This window comes from Vibrio sp. M250220 (assembly GCF_036533795.1).
GTDB lineage: Bacteria > Pseudomonadota > Gammaproteobacteria > Enterobacterales > Vibrionaceae > Vibrio.
Genome location: NZ_JATABI010000012.1, coordinates 111,806 through 137,063, shown reverse-complemented (window position 1 = coordinate 137,063; position 25,258 = coordinate 111,806). Strand labels below are relative to the sequence as shown.

Genomic DNA, 25,258 nt, shown 5'->3' with positions numbered 1-25,258 from the left:
ACGTTTACTTCAAAAATAAACGAGACTTCAAGGAAGCCATCGATCAATTTTTTACTGTGACTCTTCCAGAGATCGCAGGTTCACTGACGTCTCGAATCAATGATAATTTTCAGGTACTCAAGCCTGCATTTTCAAGTTGATTGGGTATAACTGGCTCTTTATTTTTTTGCCAACATGCTTATCGTAAACACTCTGGCAATGGCGATTAAACCGAGCAACATCGTCTTTCCATGTCTTCTTTTTCTTAGCTAAAGGCAAGAAGGTACCCCAGAAGAACTCCTTCACAGTAGGCGTGCGTTTGTACCCATCACGCTCTTCCTTTGGGTCTACTCCTTCTGCAATCTTCGCCTTATGTTGGCCTCGCCACATTCACATCAATATCAGGAAAGCGCCCTATCGAAATACTGCGCTTACGCCCCTCAAGCGTATAGCGCAACAGGAAACGTTTACTGCTACTTCTGCCCGATAGCAGTTTTAGTCCAATACATTCGGTATCACTAAACTCCAGTTCGGTTGTCTTGTTGTTTAAGGTGTTGGCTGGTAGGGATTTAAGGTTGGCATTGGTGAACTTGAATCGTTTTTTTATAACTCCTCCAAAGTGTATGGGTTATACAGTTCAAAGGATTAATATCTGTTTGATGCTGGTTTCATCACTCTATCGGCTGAAAGTTTAAGATGCGTTCCCCTGTCCTCTTCCTGTTCCCCTCACCGATCCCCTGTTTTTTCCATCGTCCAAGCCTTATCCCGTATAGAATTGCCCCTAAAACCCCGAAGTTTTCACACCTCATTGAAGTTTTTATCTCACACATACCCTCTTCCCTTTTGACAAGGGAAGAGGGACAAAATCAGCGAGTTATGGGGCATGAAAGACCGTAGAAGGACAAGAAAAACGACCAGAAACGGCTACTACAAGGCTTGTTGCGTATGTTGATTAAGATGGATGATGTTGGACTGAAATAGCTGACCATCTGCACAGATTCGACACAGACAAAAGACCAGATATGGACAGGGAGTACATTGCCAAGTGGCAAAAGAGGTACAAAATGTGGGAATTTATGAGGCTGAAAATGCCAATAGCATTGAGCTAAGTGTTTGATAAACCTAGATACAACAAAGCCCCGACTTTCGTCGAGGCTTTATCGTTTAAATATGGTACCGGTGGGCGGACTTGAACCGCCACGCCCGAAGGCAACGGATTTTGAATCCGTCGTGTATACCAATTTCACCACACCGGCATCTCTGGGCTATTGCCCTTTGATGTTTGGCATTATACGTATGCCAATGAATCGTGCAAGTGCAAAAGACTGAAATAACTATCGTTTGACGATAAAATAGCCACAAATTGATAAGCTGTGCGCAAGCTCTCTTTTCAGATCAAAACTGAAGCTATATTCTTTCGCCTTATTTTGTTTGGGTAAGTAGGTTTTATGTCAACGATTGACACTTTGCCACCAGCAGGCTTGTTTCGCCGCTTAGGGGCTCTTTTTTACGATGGACTTATTATCATTGCCGTAGAAATGATGGCAGCGGGTATTGTTATCGCTATTTTGCATGCATTGATGGCGATGGGCATCTTTAACGTAGGTGGATTTGAAGACGTGAGTGACTTCCTCACTAACCACCCGATTTGGAGTCCGGTTTATACCGCGTATTTGGCCTTCGTATGGATCTATTTCTTTGTTTTCTTCTGGACCAGAGCCGGTCAAACGTTAGGTATGCGTGCATGGAAACTGCACTTGCGTAGCATAGACGGAAAACCTGTTTCAGTCACACAGGCACTAATCCGTATTGGTACTTCGGGTTTTGGTCTCGCTAATTTTACGGTTCCATTAGATCCACAAAAACGAGGATTTCATGATATCTGGGCAAAAACACAAGTTGTGGTGCTGCCGAAAGCAAATTAACGTTTTAAAGATAGTAAAAAGGAAGGCTGTTGCCTTCCTTTTTCATTTCAAACTGTTCAGTCTACTTTGAGCTCTTTTAGCATCGCTTCTGGTAACGCCAACTCATCGTTTTTGTTTACTGAGATACCAGCAGCTAGAATTGCTTCTGCAATCTGTTTCGCCTCATCCAGAGAATGCATCGCCGCAGTACCACACTGATACTCATTGAGTTCAGGGATCTTATTCTGACTTTCAACTTTTAGCACATCTTTCATCGCAGCTAACCACGCGTCGGCAACTTGCTGCTCTTGTGGAGAGCCGATTAGACTCATGTAGAAGCCGGTACGACAACCCATAGGTGAGATATCGATAATCTCGACACTTTCACCGTTAAGATGATTGCGCATAAATCCTGCGTAAAGGTGTTCGAGAGTGTGAATTCCTTTTTCAGATAAGATGTCTTTATTTGGTGCGGTAAAACGCAGGTCGAATACCGTAATGGTGTCACCCTTTGGGGTGGTCATTGTTTTCGCAACACGAACTGCTGGTGCATGCATTCGGGTGTGATCAACGGTAAAACTATCTAATAACGGCATTGTCCTTCTCCATTTCTACTTCTCTGGTACTAAAAGAACCAGCTTCTATTGTTTTCTAATTCCTGTCGGCACTGTTTAAGTTGCCAACCATAATCCTTTGCCTGCTGCTCGACTTTTCGAGCCACGCGAATTAGTGACGGTTTCGACTGATAACTTTTCCGTTTATAGCCGCCGCGACCTTCATGATAGGCTAAATATTGGTTGTAAGCATCCCACTTGGAGATGCCGAGTTGTTTCTGAGTTTCACTCGTGTACCAACCTATAAACATGAGTGAATCTGAGAAGTCTGTCCGAGAGCCGCCATGATCGGTCGACTTTTGGAAATCTTCCCAGGCAGGATCCTGCGCCTGAGCGTAACCATAAGCGCTACTGACTCGTCCCCACGGTATAAAACCAAGCAAATAGTCTTTAGGCGGGCGAGCATCATGACGAAAGCTACTCTCTTGTTTGACAATCGCCATTGAAACTTGAATCGGAGTTCCCCACTCCTTTTGCATATCAATAGCGTCGTCATACCAGCCTGGCTTTTCTCGAAAAATCTCGCAAAGGTTCGACTGATCTTTAGGCGGGGATGTCGCACACCCGCCAACTAAGGACACACTAAGGAGGAGTGAAAGCTTCCTTATCACAATGCGACCTTAAGACTTTAAATAAGAGAAGTACTCTTCAAGATACTGCTCGAAACTCAATTCATCAGATGCTTCAACGTCAAGTTGAGCCTGAACAGAACGAACCACTTCACTTTCCATATCCGCTTCACTGTACGTTCTGTAGCTGCGGTTTAAGTGGTCATTGCGATATTGCTTACCCAACTCACATCCAATTTTACCCAACCCGCCAAAGCGCTTAGTATCTTCGAGTAACTTGCCCGATATGGTGTTCTCAGGGTTATCTATCCACGAAAGTAGCTTGTAGCAAACCGCTTGGTATGCTTCACCACCCATCGCCTCATCCATTTTTTCTGCGATCTGGACTAATTCCACAAATACACGTTTTGCCCAGTCTTGTAATGTAAGGACTTCACCCCTACAGCCAATTTGCAGTTCGAGACCTGGCTTACGACCTTCGATGATGACTCGATTCCAGTTGTCACGCCAGCACGCTTGTTCACAGTAATCCATGGGCTCAGACTCAGTCAGTGCTGCCCACGTTAAGAACATATCTAAGAATCGTACTTGATCCTCATTGATACCGATTGAGCTGTAAGGATTCACATCTAACGATCTGACCTCAATATACTCTACGCCACCACGAGCCAGCGCTTCTGATGGTTTTTCGCCAGACTTAGCGACTCGTTTTGGTCGAATTGGCGCGTACAGCTCATTTTCAATTTGAAGTACATTGCTATTGAGCTGAAGGTACTCGCCATCCACTTTTACCCCGATCTCAGCAAACTCATTCGAAGGAGTGCGAATCGCGGTATTCAAACCATCTAAATACTCTTCGAGGCTATTAAAACCTATTTTTAGAGAGCTTTGAGCACTGTTGGTATAGCCCAAATCACTCATTCTCAGCGAGGTGGAATACGGCAGATAAAGCGACCCACCAATGCTTTCAAACGGTAATTTGCTGTCTCTGCCCTGAACAAACGACGAACATAACGCTGGCGATGCACCAAAGAAGTAAGGGATTAACCAGCCAAAACGGTAATAATTGCGAATCAAACCAAAGTAAGCGTCTGACTTACTCGACTGACGCTGCTCTTCGTTCTGGTCACCTAACAATTGCTGCCAAAAACTCTCAGGGAAAGAGAAGTTGAAATGCACACCTGAGATAATTTGCATCAAGCTGCCATAGCGACGCTTTAAACCTTCGCGGTAAAGCGTTTTCATTTTCCCAGAGTTAGAAACACCATATTGAGCTAGGTTGATATCATCTTCACTACCGACATAACACGGCATAGAAAGCGGCCACATTTTTTCTTCGCCCAGCTTAGTCTGAGTAAAGTGGTGGATGTCCTCTAACTGTGCAATCAGGGTTGATATGTCATTCGATACCGGCGTAATAAATTCCAGCAATGACTCGGAGAAATCGGTGGTAATCCAGCTATTCGCATAAGCGGAACCGAGTCCTTCAGGATGTGGCGTTGTTGCAAGATGACCATCTTGGTGATAGCGCAGCGTTTCACGCTCCACACCACGTCCAAAACTCTTAAATACTTCTGGGTTTTGTGCAACTCGCTCAAGTCGCGCAGCAAATTCAGTCAAAATGAGGTTCGCTTATATCTAAGGTTTGGTAGTTCTACCAAACTGGCTAAACAAATTCATAAAGGGTGACCCATGTCACCCTCTAGCTATGCACTATGTTATGTGTACTCTAACGGATGATTTCAAGCTCTTCTATCGGAATCTGCAAACTTTCTAATTGTGGCTTCAGGGTTTTGGCATCACCGACGACAATGATTTGGTAATCATCTGGTGTAAACCACTTCTTCGCCAACTCGTCTAAAGTCTGCTTATCTACCGTTTCAACGATCTCATTGCGTTGCTTGAGGTAGTCTTCATCAAGACTGTACGCAAGAATACTACTAAGCAGTCCGGCTTTCTGTGAAGGCGTTTCATACTTTAGTGCATCTTGTTGACCGACCGCTAAGCGTAAAAATTTCATCTCATCATCAGTCATTCCATTCTGACTGTATGCCTTTAACTCTTTTTCAAGCTCAATGATCGATGGAACAGTTGCGTCAGCACGAACCTGTGTTGAGAACACAATCGCACCCACTTCTCGATTCGATGCAAGATAACCGCTAGCGCCATAGGTGTAACCTTTATCTTCACGGAGATTCTGATTGATTCTACTGTTGAAGTTCCCAGCTAAGTTAAAGTTAGCCAATTGGGTTAGGTACACTTCCCCCGTTGCATCAAACGGTAGACCTTGACGCACCAAGCGTACCACACTTTGTGGTGCTCCTGGCTTATCCACTAAATAAAGCTTTTTCTGCTGATTTTCCTTAACAAGTTGCGGTCTTAGCAGTGGGGCAACTTCTCCCTGCCAAGAATCAATAAAGGCTAACTGCTGTTTGATCTGTTTCCTATTGATGTCTCCAACAACAACTATTTGTGCTCCCTGGGGAGTGTAATGTTGTTTGTAGAACGCTTTGACGTCATCCAAGGTTAATGCTTCCAGTGACGCTTGCGTACCATCATTGGAGCGCTGATATACCGTCCCGTCAAAAAGTACCTGGCGGGTTGCTTGAGAGGCCAACCAACTTGTTTGTTGGTGCTGGTAGACGGTACCTTCTAGCATTTGCTTTTTGATGCGCTCAAAATCTTGCTCACGGAATGCTGGCTTAAACAGTACCTCTTCGACAATTTTAAGTGTCTGAGGTAGGTTTTTCTCTAAACTAGAGACTGAAATACTGGTCGTGTAATTTCCCGCTTCTACGTTAAGCGTACTCCCTAGCTTATCCAACCGCGCCTGTAACTGTTCAAGAGTCGAGTCCAGTGTCGCCTCTTCCATCATAGCCGCAGTTAAGTTCGCCAACCCTTCTTTGCCTTTTTTGACATAACGCTCTCCAGCAGGAAAACTAATTTCTAGCTGTACAGTCGGCGTTTCAGCGCTCACCGTACCCAACAGTTCAGCACCATTGTCAAAATAGAGGCGGTAAAATTTCGGCATTTGTGCCTTAACACTTTCAGCGACTTGAGGCATCACAGAACGATCAAAGTTGTCCTGTGCACGACGATACGCGAGTTGGTCGTCAGTGACCTTTTGGTATTCAGGCAACGTTCTTTGTGGCGTGTTGAACGTTGCAGGCGCAGCAGCAAGTTCCGTCTTACCTTTAGGTACCACACTTAAAGCAACTTTAGGGTGACCGTTAACATAATTTTTATAGGCGTCCATCACCGACTCTGGGGTGACCGCACGAATTTGCGCTAACTGAGTCTGAATTCGGTCTGGGGTATTGAAGAAAGTTTCATTAGAAGCAAGCTGCGATACTTTGCCTCGCACACTTTGCAATGCGAAAACCGACTGAGACTCAGCCATTCCGGTAATTTGATCTAATCGGTTGTTATCTATCCCTTTCGCTTCAAACTCACCTAGGGTTTGCATCAACTCCTGATACAAAGGTTTCAGAGCGCTGTTTTCCCCCGAAGGTGCCATTGCATAAACGTAAAAATTACAGGCTAACTCTGCGCAATCTTGGAAAGCCCCTGCATCAACGGCTTTCTGAGTTTTAACCAACTTTTGATACAGCAAACTATTCGCACCATTACCCAATACGTTAGCAAGGGCGTTTAAGGAAGCCTGCCCCTCAGCACCATTGTAAGTTGTCGGCCACCCAAGAATGAGCATCGGTTGCTGAATGCGGTCTTCTAACGTGACATAACGATCTTCAGTTAGCTTGGCTGGCTGTTTAGGTGCCTGCTCTACCGCTGGCCCTGATGGAATCGATCCAAAGTACTTACTTACCCACTCTAAGGTTTGATCAACATCGAGATCACCACCAATGGTTAGGACTGCATTGTTGGGGCCATACCATCTCAGGAAAAACGCTTTGAGATCATTAACATCAACACGGTCAAGATCTTCGACATAGCCTATCGTCTGCCAAGAATATGGATGTCCCTCTGGGTACATCGCTTCGCCCATTTTCTCCCACATCAAGCCATACGGACGGTTGTCATAGTTTTGCGCGCGCTCGTTCTTCACTGTATCACGCTGAATTTCAAACTTGTGTTGTGAGACTGCATCAAGCAAAAAACCCATACGGTCAGATTCAAGCCACAACATTTTCTCAAGTTGATTTGAAGGCACCGTTTCAAAATAATTCGTGCGATCCCGATTGGTCGTTCCATTCAGAGAACCACCCGCCTCGGTGATGATCTTAAAATGTTCTTGATCGCCAACATTCTCACTGCCCTGAAACATCATATGTTCAAAGAAATGAGCAAAACCTGACTTGCCTACCTCCTCACGAGCTGAACCTACGTGGTAGGTAACATCAACATGGACAAGTGGATCTGAATGATCCGGAGACAATATCACTGTCAGCCCATTTTCTAACTGATACTTTGAATATGGGATCATTGCCTTACCTGGCTCAGCATCCACTTCTTCAATAAGAGTGACACCTTCAGGTAAGGAGGAAAAGAAAGGTACAGAAGAAAGGTTGCTAGAACTGCAACCATATAGTGCAACAAGAGAAATAGCACCAAGCCAAATCTTTCTCATGACATCCCCTTAGAAAAAACCGAAAAAAACTGCAGCAAGTAGAATGTAACGGAGTGCTTTACCAATCAATATCAACCAAAAGCAAGGCCAAAAACGCATCCGTAGCCAACCCGCAGCTAAGCACAACGGATCACCAATCACTGGCAACCAGCTAAAAAGAAGCGACCAATAGCCGTATTTATTTAGCCATAATAAGGCTTTATGACCATGTTTTTCGTTCTGAGTTCGGTTTGGTAGCCATAATCCAAGCCAAAAATTCGTTAAACCACCAAGAGTATTACCTAACGTAGCAACGGCAATAATATAAAAGGTCGGGTATTGGTTTAAGCTCAAGGTAGCGATCAGCCCGGCCTCTGAACCTCCAGGCAATAAAGTGGCACTGAGGAAACCACTTAGAAAGAGTACCCACAGTGCCGAGTCTGAAAACCAAAGTGCGAAAGATTCGAATGCGCTGTTAAACGCTTCTAACATTGCATATCAAGCAAGACCTTGCCTCTTGTGTGACCGGTTTCAATCTGTTTATGTGCTTCAGCAACCTGTTCGAAGGGATACACCTGATGAATCTCAGTCTTGACTAAACCAACACTCACCATGTAGAGAAGCGCATCAAGTTGCTCTGGGTTTGGATCAACAAGCATTCCCGTTGCTTCAAAGCCTAGAAGTTTCGCTTTCTCACAAATCAACTCTGCGGAAAGAGTGGGAACCGTTACCACTTTCGCACCATCTTTTAAGCATTTAAGTGCATCAAGAGCGACATCACCACCAACCAAATCGATAAGCACATCCGCTTCTTCGACTCGCTCGGAAACAGGAGCAAACTGGTAGTTGATCGCATGAGCACCTAGAGTTGCCATATAATCCAAATTCGCTTCGCTACAAGTAGTAAAGACTTCTGCCTTAGCCGCAACGGCAACCTGAATCGCAATGTGACCCACGCCACCCGCACCAGCGAGAATCAGAACACGCTGGCCTTCTTTCACCCCAGCCTTATCCAAGGCCTGTACCGCTGTTTGGCCTGCCAGTGGAAGAGCAGCTGCCGCTTCAAGCGTGATAGAATTTGGCACAAGACTTAACGCGGTTTCAGGTACACAAACAAATTGGCTATAACCGCCCCCTGCGAGAGGGAAACCAATAAAGCCTGCAACATTGTCGCCAACAGCAAAACGCTCGACACCTTCTCCAAGCGTGATAATTTCACCGGAGATATCATAGCCGGGTACCCAAGGCAGGTTATCTTTATTCTGAGAAGCTGCCCAGCCTAAACCTGCCCGCGTTTTTACATCAATAGGATTAACACCAGAGAAATGGACCTTAACCAGTACTTCACCCGCTTTAGGTTCTGGAATTGGTGAAGTTTGAATAACGAGAACGTCTGGATCACCAAATTGTGAGATTGCGATTTGTTTGTTTTCCATTTCTTCATTTCCCTATCGACATAAAAAAGGGATGCGAAAGCATCCCTTTGAATATATACCATTTATTGCTAGCAAGTTAACCACTTACTCTCAATTTGACCAATTACTAACCGTAATTCACGCTTAGCCAACCAAGGCAAGCAAAATACCGGCAGCTACCGCCGAGCCAAGGACACCAGCTACGTTAGGTCCCATTGCGTGCATTAATAAGAAGTTTTGTGAGTTTGCCTCTAAACCGACCTTGTTTACAACACGCGCTGCCATTGGTACAGCAGAAACACCGGCAGCACCGATCAATGGGTTGATATTTTCTTTAGACAGCTTGTTGAGTAATTTCGCCATCAAGACACCACCCGCAGTACCGATACTAAAAGCCACAGCCCCTAACGCCAGAATGCCAAGCGTTTCAACATTAAGAAACTCTTCGGCTTGCAGCTTAGAACCGACGCCTAGACCCAAGAAGATAGTCACAATATTGATGAGTTCATTTTGTGCAGTCTTAGATAGACGGTCTACAACACCAGCTTCACGCATCAAGTTGCCAAGGCAGAACATACCGACCAGCGGTGTTGCTGATGGTAGGAACAAGATCGTCATTAGCAGAACAGCCAGTGGGAATAGAATCTTCTCACCTTTTCCAACATGGCGAAGTTGAGCCATTTGGATTTTACGCTCTTCCGGTGTCGTCAGCGCCTTCATAATAGGCGGTTGAATGATAGGAACCAATGCCATATAGCTATATGCTGCAACGGCAATCGCACCCAGCAGATCTGGAGAGAGCTGACTTGCTAAGAAAATAGCCGTCGGGCCATCTGCGCCACCAATGATCGCAATCGAAGCAGCATCAGGCATGCTAAATTCCATACCCGGCACATAGTTAAGCAGGATCGCACCAAATAGTGTTGCAAAGATACCAAACTGAGCTGCCGCACCTAACCATAACGTCTTAGGGTTTGCGATAAGAGCACCGAAATCGGTCATCGCGCCAACGCCCATGAAGATAAGTAGTGGGAAAATACCCGACTCTATACCTACATAGTAGACGTAGTAGAGCAATCCGCCCTCTTCCGTAAACCCTGCGTTAGGGATGTTCGCTAAGATGGCACCAAAACCTATTGGCAAAAGTAGTAGCGGCTCAAAGCCTTTGCGAATGGCCAAAAACAGCAGTACACACCCGACCAAGATCATGCAGATCTGGCCAAATTCAAAGTGAGCGATCCCTGTTTCTGACCAAAGAGTCATTAATCCTTCCATGAGACTCCCTTACGCCAGACTAAGTAGTGGAGCACCAACAGTCACAGAATCACCTTCTTTGACATGCAGATCTTGGACGATGCCACCACGGGCAGCACGGATTTCTGTCTCCATCTTCATTGCTTCAAGAATCAATAACACATCACCTTCTGCAACCTGAGCACCGCTCTGAACGTTAACCTTGAAGATGTTACCCGCTAGTGGAGCCGGTACTGTTTCTGAATTGCCCGCTGGTGCCGCAGGAGCCACAGCTTGAGTATTAGCACCCGATTGAGCAGGAGTTACTGATGTCAGCTGACCTTGTGGACCAACTTCAACATCATAAACCTGTCCATCAACCTTCACGCTGTAAGTTTCAATACCACCTTGAGCTGGTTGAGCCACAACTGGTGTTGGCTCTTCTTTACCCGGTGCTGGTTCAAACGCTTCTGGGTTGTGACGGTTTTTAAGGAACTTAAGTCCGACTTGTGGGAATAATGCATAAGTCAGAACATCATCGACCGTATCTTCTGCTAGCGAAATACCTTCCGCCTTAGCCTTGGCTAAGAGATCATCGGTCAAAGTTTCCATTTCAGCTTCAAGCAAATCAGCAGGACGACAAGTAATCGCTTCACCACCATCAAGCACTTTCGCCTGAAGCTCTGCATTAATCTCAGCAGGTGCCGCGCCGTACTCACCTTTTAGGACTCCAGCCGTTTCCTTGGTGATACTCTTGTAACGCTCTCCGGTCAGAACGTTGATCACCGCTTGGGTACCTACGATCTGTGAAGTAGGAGTAACAAGAGGAATGTAGCCAAGATCTTGACGAACACGTGGGATCTCTTCTAACACTTCATCAATACGATCCGCTGCACCTTGCTCTTTGAGCTGGCTTTCCATATTGGTCAGCATGCCGCCTGGAACTTGAGCAATAAGGATACGAGAGTCGACGCCTTTCAGTTGACCTTCGAACTTGGCGTACTTTTTACGTACTTCGCGGAAATACGCCGCGATTGGTTCGATCTGATCAAGCTTAAGGTTAGTGTCACGTTCAGTGCCCTGAAGCATAGCCACAACTGTTTCAGTTGGCGTATGGCCATAAGTACAGCTCATTGACGAAATAGCCGTATCAAGAATATCGATACCAGCTTCGACAGCTTTCACTGCTGTGGCAGTCGAAAGACCCGTGGTCGCGTGGCAATGTAAAGCAAGCGGCACATCACACGATGCTTTGATACGTGTAATAAGATCTTCCGCTTCGTACGGCTTCAGAAGTCCCGACATATCCTTGATACAAAGCGAATGGCAACCGAGATCTTCTAGACGCTTAGCAAGGTCTACCCAAGTCTCGGTATTGTGGACCGGACTGGTCGTGTAAGAGAGTGTACCCTGTGCATGAGCACCAACATCAACCGTCGCTTTAACGGCTTTTTCAAAGTTTCGCACGTCGTTCATCGCATCAAAAATGCGGAACACATCCATACCATTGGTATGGGCACGCTCAACAAACTTTTCTACTACATCATCAGCGTAGTGACGGTAACCCAATAAGTTTTGGCCACGCAGTAGCATTTGCATTGGTGTGTTAGGCATTGCTTTCTTTAATGCACGTAAACGCTCCCAAGGGTCTTCGCCCAGGAATCGAATGCACGCATCAAACGTAGCACCGCCCCATGTTTCTAGAGACCAATAACCGACCTTATCGAGCTCTTCCGCAATAGGTAACATATCCTCTAGGCGCATACGCGTCGCGAATAGCGACTGATGGGCGTCACGAAGGACCACATCTGTTAAAGCTAGTGGTTTAGACATGCTCATTAACTCCTTTTAATCCTATCAAATGCTATTTAGCCACCGAAGTACGGTACTGATGTACCGCTGCGGAAATTGCCGCAACAACCTTCGGACTCACAGCAGAAGATGGTAATTGAACTTTGTTATTTTGATTTGGTACAGCGATCGGCTCTGGAACTTCTTCTGGCAAAAGTTTAGACATCAACCGAACGAGATAGACAAGAATAGTGAGGAATATAAACACTACAACCATCCCTGTAAGCATTAGGGTTGCAGCGTCTACTAGCAGGCTTCCAATATTATCCATTTTTGCATCCTTTCTTTGTCATCCTGACAACAACATTAGGCCTCTCGAAAATCATCTTCATGACGATAGATAAACACTAACGTATACCGGCATGATGCCAGTGTTCTTGTTGCCAGAACATACAGTAAAATCCTGACAAGAGGCCTAGGATTATCTCGATTGGTTAAACTTTGTCAATTTTGTTTAAGAAGCTATTGACGATAAAGCACAGATCTAGGGAATTATTCGTCACACAAATCACATAAATCTGCAATATTTAGCCAAATGAGCATAAATAACTGTGTGTTTTATAACCTTATGACAAAACATCATATGTTACTGAGATGTGGGCAAAAGAAATGGAAAAATCTCTGTAGAAACAACTAGTTGAATTACTGGTGTTTAAAAAATGCTGCAGAGGTGTTAATAAAAAATGCTGCAGAGGTGTTAATAAAAAATGCTGCAGAGGTGTTAATAAAAAAGCCCTGCTATTTCTAGCAGGGCTTATAATGTGGCGCGTCCTGGAGGATTCGAACCTCCGACCGCCTGGTTCGTAGCCAGGTACTCTATCCAGCTGAGCTAAGGACGCGCAGTTTCGATATCGATATTTATCGATATCTGGATTTCTTCATTATGGAAGTAACCCTAAAGAGTGGCCTAAAGAGTGGCGCGTCCTGGAGGATTCGAACCTCCGACCGCCTGGTTCGTAGCCAGGTACTCTATCCAGCTGAGCTAAGGACGCGCAAGTTTCGATATCGAACTTCGTCAATATCAGGATCTCTTCTATATGAAGGTAACCCTAAAGAATGGCGCGTCCTGGAGGATTCGAACCTCCGACCGCCTGGTTCGTAGCCAGGTACTCTATCCAGCTGAGCTAAGGACGCGCAATGTTCTCGAAAACGAGAGTTGTGAAGTACATCACACTAGATCTTTGAAACAACGGGGCTTTAAAACAAAAAATTGGCCATAAGCCAATTAATGGCGGTGAGGGAGGGATTCGAACCCTCGATACGGCTACAAACCGTATACTCCCTTAGCAGGGGAGCGCCTTCAGCCTCTCGGCCACCTCACCGTTTTATTCCCTGGTAAGGAAATTATGGCGCGTCCTGGAGGATTCGAACCTCCGACCGCCTGGTTCGTAGCCAGGTACTCTATCCAGCTGAGCTAAGGACGCGCTATGCTTTCTTGCTAAAGAAAGTTTGTTTTAAAGCTGTTCCGAAGAACAATTCTTCTTAGAAAGAAGAAGCAAGAATGGCGGTGAAGGAGGGATTCGAACCCTCGATACGGCTACAAACCGTATACTCCCTTAGCAGGGGAGCGCCTTCAGCCTCTCGGCCACCTCACCGTCTTGCGGAGGCACATATTACGATTTACCAAAAATATGTCAAACACTTTCTTGGCAAAATTAGCAAAAAAACATCCAACCGTTGGCTATTTAATCAAAGCGGTGCTAATTCGCTCTTTTTACTGTAAATAGGTGCCTTCACATTACAAAAAAGCTGACAAATCGTCAGCCTATTTGTGTAATTAGTAGTTGCCAGATGCAACGTTACCATTACCTTTTTCTGCCTGAATGCGCATGTAGATTTCTTCACGGTGAACAGACACTTCTTTCGGTGCATTTACGCCGATACGTACTTGGTTACCTTTAACACCCAGTACAGTTACTGTGACTTCATCACCGATCATTAGAGTTTCGCCAACGCGGCGAGTTAAAATTAGCATTCTGTGCTCCTTGAGTAATCTCTGATTTATCTTGCTACAAAGCTATTATCCAACAAAAGTGATATTTTCGTAAACTCTATTGTGGTTCGCATCTAACCTAAAAAGGCATGTTTTTGTTGGCAATCGAGTGCCTGTGAAGACGTAATGTAAGCATCATGCAGTATGTTCGCCGCTTTGTCGACACATTCGGGTTGCAACACTAGCATCAGCGATTGTGGGTTTACCGCATAATGCTCAATATCGATCCCCTGTTCTGAGAGCAAAGCGTATGACCTTTCAACCAGTCCTTCGACATGAAGGCCTACTGCGGTCAATAAGCTTACCGATTCACTATTACGGATTTTGTCGTTGAAAACCAGTTCCAGTTTTGCATAAGCATCGTGTTTTATCACTACACCTACCCATTCTGCATGCTCGATCACATTCCAAATCGTCACACCTATCATCTGGCACTGTGTTTTTAAACCGCAAAGCGCATCTTTCTCAATCTTGATCAGACACATATCACGTTGAATAGCGACGCCACATACCGAGGCCAAACACTGCTCCCCTTTGACTAAGCTGCCGTTGTTAGTGTCAAACGTCGACAGCACTCGCAATGGTACACTGTTACGCCAAGCGTATTGAACCGATGGTAAATGAAGCACTTTTGCGCCTTTACGAGCCATCTCTTCCATCGAAGGAAAATCAATGACATCCAGTTTCTTCGCCGAAGAAACGACTCTAGGATCGCAAGTGTAAATACCATCAACATCGGTAAATATCTGGCACTCATCTGCACTCAACGCACCTGCGAGAGTAACAGCACTGGTATCAGAACCGCCCCTTCCCAGGGTAGTGATATCCCCATTTTCATTGATACCTTGAAAACCTGCCACTATGACAATTTGGTCTTGCGCTAACAGTTCATCTATCGCGCTAGTGTCAATATGTTTAATCGTCGCGTCATTGTGTTGATTGTCCGTCACAATGTTCGCTTGTGCTCCGGTAAGTGAACGAGCGGAATGACCTAATTTATTTAAAGTCATTGCCAGTAGTGCCATGGACACTTGTTCACCAGCAGAGAGCAAAACATCAAGTTCTCGAGCAGTAGGTACACTGTCTACTTGTTTAGCCAAATCCATTAGTCTGTTTGTTTCACCAGACATCGCAGAGACAACTACGACAACTTGATTACCATCATTTTTCGCCTTAATGATGTGTTTGGCTACTGTATGAATTCTTTCTACGGAACCTACAGATGTTCCACCAAACTTTTGCACGATAAGGGGCTTTTTCACCAGTCTTCACCTTCCCAAGACCAAAGTCTCATTCGGACCACATTCAATATGTTGAATATTGTTTGCAGTAGTTATAACAAAAACCAAGTGGCCTATTTAACCGTCTTTTAGACGACTAATTAAACCACTTGGTTAGCTCAAAAAAAATATGCTCAATCAAAGAACTGATTGAGCGTTATCATTTAATATTCGATGTCTATAGGCGTTCTTCTAGCCAAGGCTGAACACTTTCGATCGCTTTTGGTAGCGCAGATACGTCAGTACCGCCCGCTTGAGCCATATCTGGACGACCACCGCCTTTACCACCAACTTGTTCTGCAACCATCTTAACAAGGTCTCCGGCTTTCACTTTGCCGATCAGATCTTTAGTTACGCCCGCAATTAGACCAACCTTGCCATCACTGATGTTTGCAAGCATCACAACACCACTACCCATTTGGTTTTTGATGTCATCAACCATAGTACGTAGGTTCTTGCTATCAGCACCTTCCATTGCAGCAATAAGTACTTTAACGCCATTAATTTCCTGAGCTTTACCCATGATGTTTGCACTTTCTGCTGCAGCCATCTTGTCTTTCAGCTTCTGGATTTCCTTCTCTAGCGTTTTCGCTTTAGAAGCAGATTCAGCCAGTTTCTCTTCATACTTAGCTTGTTGTGCTTCAATTGCGTCAAGTGCTGCTTCACCGGTTACCGCTTCAATACGACGAATACCAGCTGCGATACCACCTTCTGAAATGATCTTGAATAGACCGATATCACCGGTGTTCGATGCGTGGATACCACCACAAAGCTCAGTAGAGAACTCGCCCATCGATAGCACGCGAACTTCATCATCGTACTTCTCGCCGAAGAGTGCCATCGCACCTTTCTGCTTCGCTGATTCGATGTCCATGACATTGGTTTCGATAACGTGGTTGCGACGAACTTGCGCATTGACTAGACGCTCAACTTCTTTAAGTTCAGCCCCCGTTACCCCTTCAAGATGAGAGAAGTCAAAACGTAGGTTTTCAGGCTTAACGAGAGAACCTTTCTGCGTTACGTGCTCGCCAAGAACTTGTCTTAGTGCTGCATGCAGTAAGTGCGTTGCCGAGTGGTTTAGTGAGATCGCTGCACGACGCTCTGCATCGACAACCGCTTCAACTTGGTCACCCTTAGCTAGGACGCCTTCAGCCATGACCCCATGATGAGCAATCGCATTACCGAGTTTTTGTGTGTCTTCAACTTTGAATAGACCCGATTCCGTCTTCACAAGACCAGCATCACCACATTGACCACCTGATTCAGCATAGAACGGAGTCTCACCAAGAACGATGATGGCTTTGTCACCCGCAGACAAAGTATCAGCCGCTTCGCCTTCAACAAAAATTTCTACTACTGTGCTTTCACCTTGAGTACCAGCGTAGCCACAAAACTCTGTTTCTGCTTCCGTTTTGATGGTTGCGTTGTAGTCTGTACCGAACTGACCGGCTTCGCGAGCACGCTGACGCTGCTCTTCCATCGCTTTCTCGAAGCCTTCTTCATCGATAGCGAAATCACGCTCACGCGCAACGTCGTTTGTCAGGTCAGCAGGGAAACCGTAAGTATCGTAAAGTTTGAATACGGTTTCACCGTCTAGCACTTTGCCTTCTAGGTTATCTAACGCTTCATTCAGAATCGCCATACCACGCTCTAGCGTGCGACCGAAGTTCTCTTCTTCGATACGTAGAACTTTTTCCACAACCGCTTGTTGTTTCTTCAACTCTTCACCAGCACTGCCCATGACTTCAGCAAGAACACCTACCAGTTTGTGGAAGAATACGCCTTTCGCACCAAGTTTGTTACCGTGACGAACTGCACGACGGATGATACGACGCAAGACATAACCACGCCCTTCATTCGAAGGCATGACACCATCAACGATCAAGAATGAACAAGAACGGATATGGTCAGCAATCACGCGTAGAGACTGGTTAGACAAATCTTCATAACCGATGGTTTGAGCGGCTGCTTTGATTAGTTTTTGGAATACGTCGATTTCGTAGTTTGAGTGGACGCCTTGCATGATTGCAGAGATACGCTCGATACCCATGCCCGTGTCTACCGAAGGCTTTGGTAGCGGCTCCATCGTGCCGTCAGCATGACGGTTGAACTGCATAAATACGTTGTTCCAGATCTCGATGAAACGGTCACCATCTTCTTCAGGTGTACCTGGACGGCCACCCCAGATGTGCTCACCATGATCGTAGAAAATTTCAGTACATGGACCACAAGGACCTGTGTCACCCATAGTCCAGAAGTTATCAGACTCGTACTGCTTACCGCCTTCTTTATCGCCGATACGGATAATACGATCAGCGGGAACACCTACTTTCTTGTTCCAAATTTCGAATGCTTCGTCATCTGTTTCGTAAACCGTTACCAGTAGACGATCAGTAGGCAGTTTTAATGTCTCAGTGAGGAATTCCCATGCAAACGCAATCGCATCTTCTTTGAAGTAATCACCAAAGCTGAAGTTACCTAGCATTTCAAAGAAAGTATGGTGACGAGCTGTAAAACCCACATTTTCAAGGTCGTTGTGTTTACCACCCGCACGTACACAACGCTGAGCCGTAGTTGCTCGTGTGTAGGCACGCTTTTCTGCGCCTAAGAAGCAATCTTTGAATTGGTTCATACCTGCGTTTGTGAATAGCAGGGTTGGATCGTTATGTGGAACCAACGATGAACTGTCTACGATTTGGTGTCCTTTGCTTTCAAAGAACTTAAGGAACGCGTTACGAACCTCATCAGTGCTCATGTACATGCAGCTCTTCCTGAAAAATAGTCGAGTGAAATTTTTGCGCTATTGTAGATCATGGTTCACGCTACGACTAGTTTTCTCGCAGAAAAGAGGCTCCTGATTCGATAAATCGCGACAAATCCGCAGATTAAGGTGTTAGTTCGTGATTTGTCCTCATCCTTTGAGTTAAGAGCATTGCTAATTTATTCAAAACTATAACCACGAATTGCAGGTATCGGACTTACTTAGCGTACTTTTTTGTGTCTTTAGTCGTTTCTTTAGCCCAATAACACGGCTAACGCATCTATAGTACAAACACATGTAATGGGCTGGTCTGAAATGAAACCAGCGGTTGATTATTAAGTGAATACAGTAAAACATATCTGAACAATTAAACACGTATGAGAAACGAGCTACAGACACAGCTCGCTTTCATGAGTAGTGCTACATAAGCCTATCTATGAGGTGTTGATTTAATCAGGGCGAGTTAGTACATTTCATTTTTTATCAATTTCAGGTCTTAGCTTTCTAATTATTGAATCAAGCTCAACCCCGTTAAATGGGAGGTAGTTTTTATCAATTAATATTTGTAGTGACCTCTTATCACTCTCTGTGAACTCAGCTTCATATTTCAAAACTGGAGCGTCTAACCAACCTTTTTCTGTCATTATTGAAATCACTTTCTTTTCATTATTTCTTTGTAATGAATCAACTAAGATAGCTTGCTCTTTTGCTGAACAATTATATTGTGCCAAGTGATGTAGATATGAAAGCGTAGATATCTGTTTTTTTCTTGGTAGTGATATTAGCCAAGAGCTAATTGGGTATGGATTGATATTTCGAGTTTTTTTATCAGAACATTCATCCACTTTTTGCAAAAAAATCTTGTAGGCATTTTTGGATTCAGTTGAAATTATTTGCTGTTCAACCTCCAATGTCGCATGAACTAGTGGACAAATTAAAATAAACGTTAGACTACATAGCGTTGTAAACGCACTTCCAAAATTCATGTTCTTTTCCTGTGCTTTCTAAAGCTTGATCAAACGCTAACTTAGCTATTACTTTGCGTTCAACCGCGTGGATAGACCGCATCACTCTAGAAAACTCTTTCCAGTCGTATGCCGCTATATTCGTAAGCTTTTCGTGAGGTTTCCCTTTCAGAAATATATCTATAAAAGGAATAACACCCATGACTTTTGTAAGTAGGTTTGCATTATCTATTTTATCGATTATCTGCTGTAAAGTGTCTACTCCTTCGACGGATAAGCGATCTGAGTCTATCTCACATTCAGTAATGTTTATCATAATCTAACCCTCTACAGGTTTTCGCCAATCGTCTAAACCATGTGTGTTTGCCACCAAATGCGTCCACTCTATTTTTCGATAATTAAAGAATATATTGACTAGCTGATGAATTCTTTTCGCTTTGGTTTCCCTAGAATCAGGTAAAAACAACTGAATTTTACTTAATCGAGCATTGGTAAGAGTTGTATTGAAGAACTTTTCTTGCCTACCTATTACGGACATTCGATACCAATCAAGAGATACGGTTTCTAATGTTTCACCTTGACAAAGTGCATTATAAAGTAATGGCAGAGCACTGTTTATTTCGCATGTAACTTTAAGTGCACCGTGAATACGTTTACTGTTAGGTTTCCCACTTTGGATATCTGTCGGAGTTATAACAACGTGTTTGACACTTTGAACCATAATTTCGTCGAGATGATTCTCAACAAAACTATCCCGATAGAGTCAGCTGTACCTACTTTGTGGGTAATGAAACCTTGGTTCTTGCCAATAATCTTTAAATAGCATGGTTGCGGCATACATCACTCCTTTGCTAAATATGGCCAATTCCCCTTTAAAGCGTATGGTTAAATGTAGGCTACGATGTTGTCAATTCGATACAGTGCATTCAGGAGCATTCCTACATCAAGCAAGCTGTTTTGCTCTTTATTCTGTAGGAACGGGAGCCCTCGAGAGCAATAGCACTCTCACAACCTGACAGTCGGTTATCGGAAGTTATAGGGCTTTAATAAGCAGTAGAAAAAGCAGTCTGGTTGCCTTAAACGTTCATTCTCAGAGACGGTGTTATTGCGCGTGAAAAAGCGGCTCAGTATGTCTGGAACAATAGTGGCTACATTATGGATAGGCATTCTTACCGGAACTCGAATTAGAAAAAATTTCTTACGCCTCATGATTTAAAGCATAGCTAATTTGTTCAAAACTATAACCACGATATTGCAGGAATCGGACTTGTTTGGCGTACTCTTTTGCGTCTTTGGCTTTAATCCCTTTAAATTTCTTCTCTGCTGCACCTTTTGCCAATTCAAACCAATCTTGAGGCTCTTGCTCCATCGCTTTTTCTATCGTAGCCTCGGCGACACGCTTTTGATTTAACTCTTGGCGAATCCTTCTTTCGCCATGTCCTTTATAAACATGCTGGCGTATCTGACTTTTGGCATAACGCAAATCATCAAGATAATTGTGATCGAGGCAAAAGTTGATGGCCTCTTGAATCGCTTCATCCTCATAGCCTTTTAAGCTCAGTTTTTGATAAAGCTCATACTCACCATGATCACGGCGGCTTAGCAACTGCATAGCCGCTTCTTTACTCGATAATGTGGGTGGTTTTCTTTGAAACATAACTTACTTATTTTCAAATTCTAGATATAACAAAGCCCCGCATTCGCAGGGCTTTGATTTCACTTAAACAGAATTAAAATTCTTCTTGCTCTGGCATCTGGCCTAATTCAGCTTCAACAGGCTGTTCTTCTGCCGGTAAAAGCAGCATTTCACGTAGCTTAGTATCAATTTCTTTCGCGGCTTGAGGGTTTTCACGTAGGAATTTACCTGCGTTTGCCTTACCTTGACCAATCTTGTCGCCATTGTAGCTGTACCAAGCACCCGCTTTTTCAATCAGCTTATGCTTCACACCTAGATCAATTAGCTCACCTTCACGGTTGAAGCCTTGACCGTATAGAATTTGCGTCTCAGCTTGTTTAAATGGTGCAGCAATCTTGTTCTTAACCACTTTAATGCGAGTTTCGTTACCGACAACTTCGTCACCTTCTTTGATTGAACCAGTACGGCGAATATCAAGACGTACAGAAGCGTAGAACTTAAGTGCGTTACCGCCAGTAGTCGTCTCAGGGTTACCAAACATCACACCAATCTTCATGCGGATTTGGTTGATGAAAACACACATACAGTTAGACTGCTTTAGGTTACCTGTTAGCTTACGCATTGCTTGAGAAAGCATACGTGCTTGTAGACCCATGTGGCTGTCACCCATTTCGCCTTCAATTTCAGCTTTAGGTGTTAGTGCTGCAACCGAGTCCACTACCATTACGTCGATAGCACCTGAACGCGCTAGCGCATCACAGATTTCTAGTGCTTGTTCGCCCGTATCAGGCTGAGAAACAAGTAGAGCATCGATATCTACGCCGAGTTTTTTCGCATATACAGGATCGAGCGCATGCTCCGCATCAATAAACGCACAAGTTTTACCTTCACGTTGTGCAGCAGCGATTAGCTCAAGAGTTAGTGTTGTTTTACCAGAAGATTCCGGACCGTAGATTTCTACGATACGACCCATAGGCAGACCACCAGCACCAAGAGCGATATCTAAAGAAAGTGAGCCAGTAGAAATTGTTTCTACGTCCATTGCACGGTTGTCACCAAGGCGCATAATCGAACCTTTACCGAATTGCTTTTCGATTTGACCTAGCGCAGCGGCGAGCGCCTTCTGTTTGTTCTCGTCCATCACTTTCTCCAAATGACTCATCTAATGCTGATGAATATCAATCAAATTCTTCCGCTCAGCTTTTTTGCTAAGCAATCAATGAAAGCCATTATACTGTTGATTCATACAGTGTCCATAGCTGTGGGGATTTTTTTTGAAATTTGATGATATCCATCTGATTTTTAATCACTTTAAATTATTCCAGCAATCATTAGCTGTCACTTTCCAACTGTTCGTACAGTACTTTCAAAGCCACTTCGACAGCCTGTTGACGCACTTGAGAACGGTTGCCAGCAAAGTAATAGGTCGTCACTTTCAACCAGCCACTTTTGTCTGCCCAGCCAATACAGACTGTACCGACAGGCTTACCTTCTGTCGCCCCTCCTGGCCCAGCAATACCACTGATCGATACGCCAATGTTGGCATTCGAATTGGCCAGCGCACCTTTTACCATTTCTTCAACCGTCTGTTCACTGACAGCGCCATGGGATTCAAGTGTTTGTTCCTTTACCCCAAGCATCTCCATTTTGGCTTCGTTACTATAGGTGATAAAAGCACGGTCAAACCAACCTGAACTTCCGGCTATGTCGGTAATCGCCGCGGAGACAGCTCCACCGGTACAAGATTCTGCTGTCGTGAGAACAAAACCACGTTGGTTAAGTTGCTCACCCAACTTTAGTGACAGAATTTGCTGTGATTCCATGTCTAAATCCCTCTATTGCATCTTTTCGCAGAATGGCTATTCACGTATCCTAAGCCGCAATAGAAATAAACGAAAGACGTTGCCCGTGAAAGCTGAACAAAAACACACACCTATGATGCAGCAATATCTCAAGCTCAAAGCTGAGAACCCAGATATTTTGCTGTTTTATCGAATGGGAGACTTCTATGAACTCTTCTACGATGATGCCAAGCGCGCATCTCAGCTATTAGACATATCGCTGACTAAGCGTGGAGCATCCGCTGGTGAGCCTATTCCTATGGCTGGTGTGCCCTTTCATGCTGTCGAAGGGTACTTAGCAAAACTCGTTCAGCTTGGTGAATCCGTCGCTATTTGTGAACAGATTGGCGATCCCGCAACAAGCAAAGGTCCCGTCGAACGCGCCGTGGTGCGTATTGTCACTCCGGGTACAGTGACTGACGAGGCTCTGCTTTCTGAGCGTTTAGATAATCTAATCGCTGCCATCTACCATCACAACGGTAAATTCGGATACGCAACACTTGACGTTACCTCTGGACGCTTCCAGTTAATGGAGCCAGAAACCGAAGAAGCCATGGCCGCAGAGCTGCAACGTACCGCACCCCGTGAGCTACTATTCCCCGAGGACTTTGAACCTGTTCAGTTGATGAACGGCCGTAATGGTAACCGCCGTCGCCCTGTGTGGGAGTTTGAGCTCGACACGGCAAAGCAACAGCTCAACCAACAGTTTGGTACCAAAGATCTGGTTGGCTTTGGTGTTGAACACGCCAAACTCGGCTTGTGTGCTGCGGGCTGTCTTATCCAGTACGTAAAAGATACCCAACGTACCGCACTGCCACATATCCGCTCTTTAACGTTTGATCGTCAAGATCACTCAGTCATCCTCGATGCAGCGACACGTCGCAATCTAGAGATCACCCATAACCTTGCCGGTGGTACAGACAATACATTGTCGGGAGTGCTCGACCATACCGCGACAGCCATGGGCAGTCGCATGCTCAAGCGCTGGTTACACCAGCCAATGCGAGACATCGAGACACTCAACCAACGTCTCAACGCTATCACGGAGCTCAAAGAGCAGGCTGTCTATTCTGAACTCCATCCTGTTCTCAAACAAATCGGGGATATTGAGCGTATCTTAGGACGACTTGCGTTACGCAGTGCACGACCTCGTGACATGGCTCGTCTCCGATTTGCCATGCAGCAGTTACCAGAGTTAGCAGAAAACATGGGCAGCCTAGCCAACCCTTATTTGGTTAAGCTGGCACAATTTGCCGCACCAATGGACGATGTTTGTGACTTGCTCGAACGTGCAATTAAAGAGAATCCACCCGTTGTTATTCGTGATGGTGGTGTTATTGCGACTGGCTACAACGAGGAACTCGACGAATGGCGAAAACTCGCTGATGGTGCAACCGAGTTTCTTGATCAACTCGAACAAGAGGAACGCGAACGCCACGGCATTGACAGCCTAAAGGTGGGTTACAACAATGTTCATGGTTTCTTCATCCAAGTCAGCCGCGGGCAAAGTCACCTTGTGCCACCCCATTATGTGCGCCGCCAAACGTTAAAGAATGCCGAGCGCTACATCATCCCTGAACTAAAAGAGCATGAAGACAAGGTTTTAAACTCGAAATCAAAAGCACTCGCGGTCGAGAAACAACTTTGGGAAGAGTTATTTGACCTATTGCTACCTCATCTAGAACAGATGCAGAATCTCGCCTCAGCAGTATCGCAAATTGACGTTCTTCAGAACCTTGCCGAACGAGCCGACAGCTTAGATTATTGCCGCCCTAACTTAACAAAAGAGGCGGGTATTCAGATTCAGAATGGTCGTCACCCTGTCGTTGAACAAGTAATGGATGAACCTTTCATCGCCAACCCGATTGAGCTCAACTCAAAGCGCAAGATGCTGATTATTACAGGCCCTAACATGGGGGGTAAATCCACGTATATGCGCCAAACCGCTTTGATTGCTTTACTGGCTCATATCGGCTCTTACGTACCGGCTGAATCTGCACAAATTGGCTCAATCGACCGTATTTTTACCCGCATTGGTGCATCTGATGATTTGGCTTCAGGACGATCGACTTTTATGGTTGAAATGACAGAAACCGCCAATATTCTTCACAATGCAACCGCAAACAGCCTAGTGTTGATGGATGAAATTGGTCGAGGCACCAGTACATACGATGGTCTATCTCTGGCTTGGGCCAGTGCAGAGTGGCTAGCAAAACAGCTAGGTTCAATGACCTTGTTTGCCACGCACTACTTTGAACTGACTGAGTTGCCGAATCAAATTCCACATCTGGCGAACGTCCACCTTGACGCCGTAGAACACGGTGACAGCATTGCATTTATGCATGCTGTGCAAGAAGGGGCAGCAAGTAAGTCATATGGTCTTGCCGTTGCTGGACTTGCTGGCGTACCGAAGAGCGTAATTAAAAATGCTCACACGAAACTCACTCAGCTCGAACAACTCAGCCTCAACGGTGAAAAACCAAGCCAATCTCCTGCTGTCGACATCGCCAATCAACTGAGCTTGATCCCAGAGCCAAGCGAAGTTGAGCAAGCGCTTGCGAACATCGATCCAGACGATCTCACCCCAAGACAAGCTCTTGAAGAGCTGTATCGATTAAAGAAACTTCTTTAGGTATGAAAAAGGCAGCCA

21 protein-coding genes, 7 tRNA genes and 2 pseudogenes are annotated in these 25,258 nt (G+C 45.0%); 3 read left to right on the top strand and 27 right to left on the bottom strand.

Going from position 1 to position 25,258, the window contains the following annotated elements:
- Positions 1 to 140 (top strand): annotated as a pseudogene (locus QTN94_RS07060) (IS630 family transposase); the annotation flags it as partial.
- On the opposite strand, the gene QTN94_RS07055 reads toward QTN94_RS07060, so the two are convergent.
- From QTN94_RS07055 to QTN94_RS07050, 3 genes are all read right to left on the bottom strand, one after another.
- Positions 118 to 369, bottom strand: coding sequence for a hypothetical protein (locus tag QTN94_RS07055; protein ID WP_331427280.1), 252 nt, complete (start codon positions 367 to 369; stop codon positions 118 to 120). The pseudogene QTN94_RS07060 and the gene QTN94_RS07055 sit on opposite strands and share 23 nt — an antisense overlap.
- Positions 350 to 508 carry a hypothetical protein gene (locus tag QTN94_RS20635; RefSeq protein WP_443088783.1) on the bottom strand — a complete coding sequence of 53 codons (159 nt, stop codon included), beginning with the start codon at positions 506 to 508 and terminating at the stop codon, positions 350 to 352. The genes QTN94_RS07055 and QTN94_RS20635 overlap by 20 nt, the downstream gene beginning before the upstream one ends.
- 642 nt (positions 509 to 1,150) lie before the next feature.
- Positions 1,151 to 1,235: transfer RNA gene (locus QTN94_RS07050), tRNA-Leu, on the bottom strand.
- A 192-nt stretch (positions 1,236 to 1,427) separates the two neighbouring features.
- On the opposite strand from QTN94_RS07050, the gene QTN94_RS07045 reads away from it, so the two are divergent.
- Positions 1,428 to 1,904 (top strand): RDD family protein, encoded by a 477-nt coding sequence (locus QTN94_RS07045; protein ID WP_138971970.1) that lies wholly within the window; start codon positions 1,428 to 1,430, stop codon positions 1,902 to 1,904.
- Between the two features lie 56 nt (positions 1,905 to 1,960).
- Here QTN94_RS07045 and luxS read toward each other — a convergent pair whose 3' ends face one another.
- The 24 genes and pseudogenes from luxS to QTN94_RS06925 all read right to left on the bottom strand — a co-directional run bounded on the left by luxS (position 1,961) and on the right by QTN94_RS06925 (position 22,590).
- Complete coding sequence (gene luxS / locus QTN94_RS07040; RefSeq protein WP_138971969.1) at positions 1,961 to 2,479, bottom strand: S-ribosylhomocysteine lyase; 519 nt, start codon at positions 2,477 to 2,479, stop codon at positions 1,961 to 1,963.
- Positions 2,480 to 2,508: 29 nt separating this feature from the next.
- Entirely contained in the window at positions 2,509 to 3,105 is a 597-nt protein-coding gene (locus QTN94_RS07035) for a transglycosylase SLT domain-containing protein (protein WP_138971975.1), read from the bottom strand.
- 12 nt (positions 3,106 to 3,117) lie between these two features.
- On the bottom strand, positions 3,118 to 4,686 hold the full coding sequence (gene gshA / locus QTN94_RS07030; RefSeq protein WP_331427279.1) for a glutamate--cysteine ligase: 1,569 nt from the start codon (positions 4,684 to 4,686) through the stop codon (positions 3,118 to 3,120).
- Positions 4,687 to 4,795: 109 nt separating this feature from the next.
- Positions 4,796 to 7,654: a M16 family metallopeptidase gene (locus QTN94_RS07025; RefSeq protein ID WP_331427278.1), complete on the bottom strand. Its 2,859-nt coding sequence runs from the start codon at positions 7,652 to 7,654 to the stop codon at positions 4,796 to 4,798.
- A gap of 9 nt (positions 7,655 to 7,663) precedes the next feature.
- Positions 7,664 to 8,125, bottom strand: coding sequence for a YqaA family protein (locus QTN94_RS07020; RefSeq protein ID WP_331427277.1), 462 nt, complete (start codon positions 8,123 to 8,125; stop codon positions 7,664 to 7,666).
- Positions 8,119 to 9,069 (bottom strand): NADP-dependent oxidoreductase, encoded by a 951-nt coding sequence (locus tag QTN94_RS07015; protein WP_331417763.1) that lies wholly within the window; start codon positions 9,067 to 9,069, stop codon positions 8,119 to 8,121. The genes QTN94_RS07020 and QTN94_RS07015 overlap by 7 nt, the downstream gene beginning before the upstream one ends.
- Positions 9,070 to 9,192: 123 nt before the next feature.
- Positions 9,193 to 10,323 (bottom strand): sodium ion-translocating decarboxylase subunit beta, encoded by a 1,131-nt coding sequence (locus tag QTN94_RS07010; RefSeq protein WP_331417762.1) that lies wholly within the window; start codon positions 10,321 to 10,323, stop codon positions 9,193 to 9,195.
- 9 nt (positions 10,324 to 10,332) lie between these two features.
- A complete protein-coding gene (gene oadA, locus QTN94_RS07005) occupies positions 10,333 to 12,114 on the bottom strand; it encodes a sodium-extruding oxaloacetate decarboxylase subunit alpha (RefSeq protein ID WP_331427276.1) in 1,782 nt (593 codons plus the stop codon).
- Positions 12,115 to 12,145: 31 nt separating this feature from the next.
- The gene (locus QTN94_RS07000) at positions 12,146 to 12,403 is read right to left on the bottom strand and encodes an oxaloacetate decarboxylase subunit gamma (RefSeq protein ID WP_138971962.1); all 258 of its coding nucleotides are present in this window, start codon (positions 12,401 to 12,403) and stop codon (positions 12,146 to 12,148) included.
- Positions 12,404 to 12,894: 491 nt separating this feature from the next.
- Positions 12,895 to 12,971, bottom strand: a tRNA-Arg gene (locus QTN94_RS06995).
- 76 nt (positions 12,972 to 13,047) lie between these two features.
- Positions 13,048 to 13,124, bottom strand: a tRNA-Arg gene (locus tag QTN94_RS06990).
- 65 nt (positions 13,125 to 13,189) lie between these two features.
- Positions 13,190 to 13,266, bottom strand: a tRNA-Arg gene (locus QTN94_RS06985).
- A gap of 95 nt (positions 13,267 to 13,361) precedes the next feature.
- Positions 13,362 to 13,454 (bottom strand) — tRNA-Ser (locus QTN94_RS06980).
- A gap of 25 nt (positions 13,455 to 13,479) precedes the next feature.
- Positions 13,480 to 13,556, bottom strand: a tRNA-Arg gene (locus tag QTN94_RS06975).
- 78 nt (positions 13,557 to 13,634) lie between these two features.
- A tRNA-Ser gene (locus QTN94_RS06970) sits at positions 13,635 to 13,727 on the bottom strand.
- A 182-nt stretch (positions 13,728 to 13,909) separates the two neighbouring features.
- Positions 13,910 to 14,107 (bottom strand): carbon storage regulator CsrA, encoded by a 198-nt coding sequence (gene csrA / locus QTN94_RS06965; protein ID WP_004415691.1) that lies wholly within the window; start codon positions 14,105 to 14,107, stop codon positions 13,910 to 13,912.
- 92 nt (positions 14,108 to 14,199) lie between these two features.
- Complete coding sequence (locus QTN94_RS06960; RefSeq protein WP_331427275.1) at positions 14,200 to 15,387, bottom strand: aspartate kinase; 1,188 nt, start codon at positions 15,385 to 15,387, stop codon at positions 14,200 to 14,202.
- A gap of 196 nt (positions 15,388 to 15,583) precedes the next feature.
- The gene (alaS, locus tag QTN94_RS06955) at positions 15,584 to 18,166 is read right to left on the bottom strand and encodes an alanine--tRNA ligase (RefSeq protein WP_331427274.1); all 2,583 of its coding nucleotides are present in this window, start codon (positions 18,164 to 18,166) and stop codon (positions 15,584 to 15,586) included.
- A 473-nt stretch (positions 18,167 to 18,639) separates the two neighbouring features.
- Positions 18,640 to 19,152, bottom strand: coding sequence for a hypothetical protein (locus QTN94_RS06950; protein WP_331427273.1), 513 nt, complete (start codon positions 19,150 to 19,152; stop codon positions 18,640 to 18,642).
- A complete protein-coding gene (locus QTN94_RS06945) occupies positions 19,118 to 19,447 on the bottom strand; it encodes a hypothetical protein (RefSeq protein ID WP_331427272.1) in 330 nt (109 codons plus the stop codon). The genes QTN94_RS06950 and QTN94_RS06945 overlap by 35 nt, the downstream gene beginning before the upstream one ends.
- Positions 19,448 to 19,450: 3 nt before the next feature.
- A pseudogene (gene tssD, locus QTN94_RS06940) lies at positions 19,451 to 19,870 on the bottom strand (type VI secretion system tube protein TssD); the annotation flags it as partial.
- A gap of 459 nt (positions 19,871 to 20,329) precedes the next feature.
- On the bottom strand, positions 20,330 to 20,788 hold the full coding sequence (gene recX, locus QTN94_RS06935; RefSeq protein ID WP_331427270.1) for a recombination regulator RecX: 459 nt from the start codon (positions 20,786 to 20,788) through the stop codon (positions 20,330 to 20,332).
- Between the two features lie 73 nt (positions 20,789 to 20,861).
- Complete coding sequence (gene recA, locus QTN94_RS06930; protein ID WP_331417758.1) at positions 20,862 to 21,908, bottom strand: recombinase RecA; 1,047 nt, start codon at positions 21,906 to 21,908, stop codon at positions 20,862 to 20,864.
- Between the two features lie 190 nt (positions 21,909 to 22,098).
- Entirely contained in the window at positions 22,099 to 22,590 is a 492-nt protein-coding gene (locus QTN94_RS06925) for a CinA family protein (RefSeq protein ID WP_331427269.1), read from the bottom strand.
- An 85-nt stretch (positions 22,591 to 22,675) separates the two neighbouring features.
- Between QTN94_RS06925 and mutS the strand changes: the two genes are divergently transcribed.
- Positions 22,676 to 25,240 (top strand): DNA mismatch repair protein MutS, encoded by a 2,565-nt coding sequence (gene mutS / locus QTN94_RS06920; RefSeq protein ID WP_331427268.1) that lies wholly within the window; start codon positions 22,676 to 22,678, stop codon positions 25,238 to 25,240.
- Positions 25,241 to 25,258: the final 18 nt, after the last annotated feature.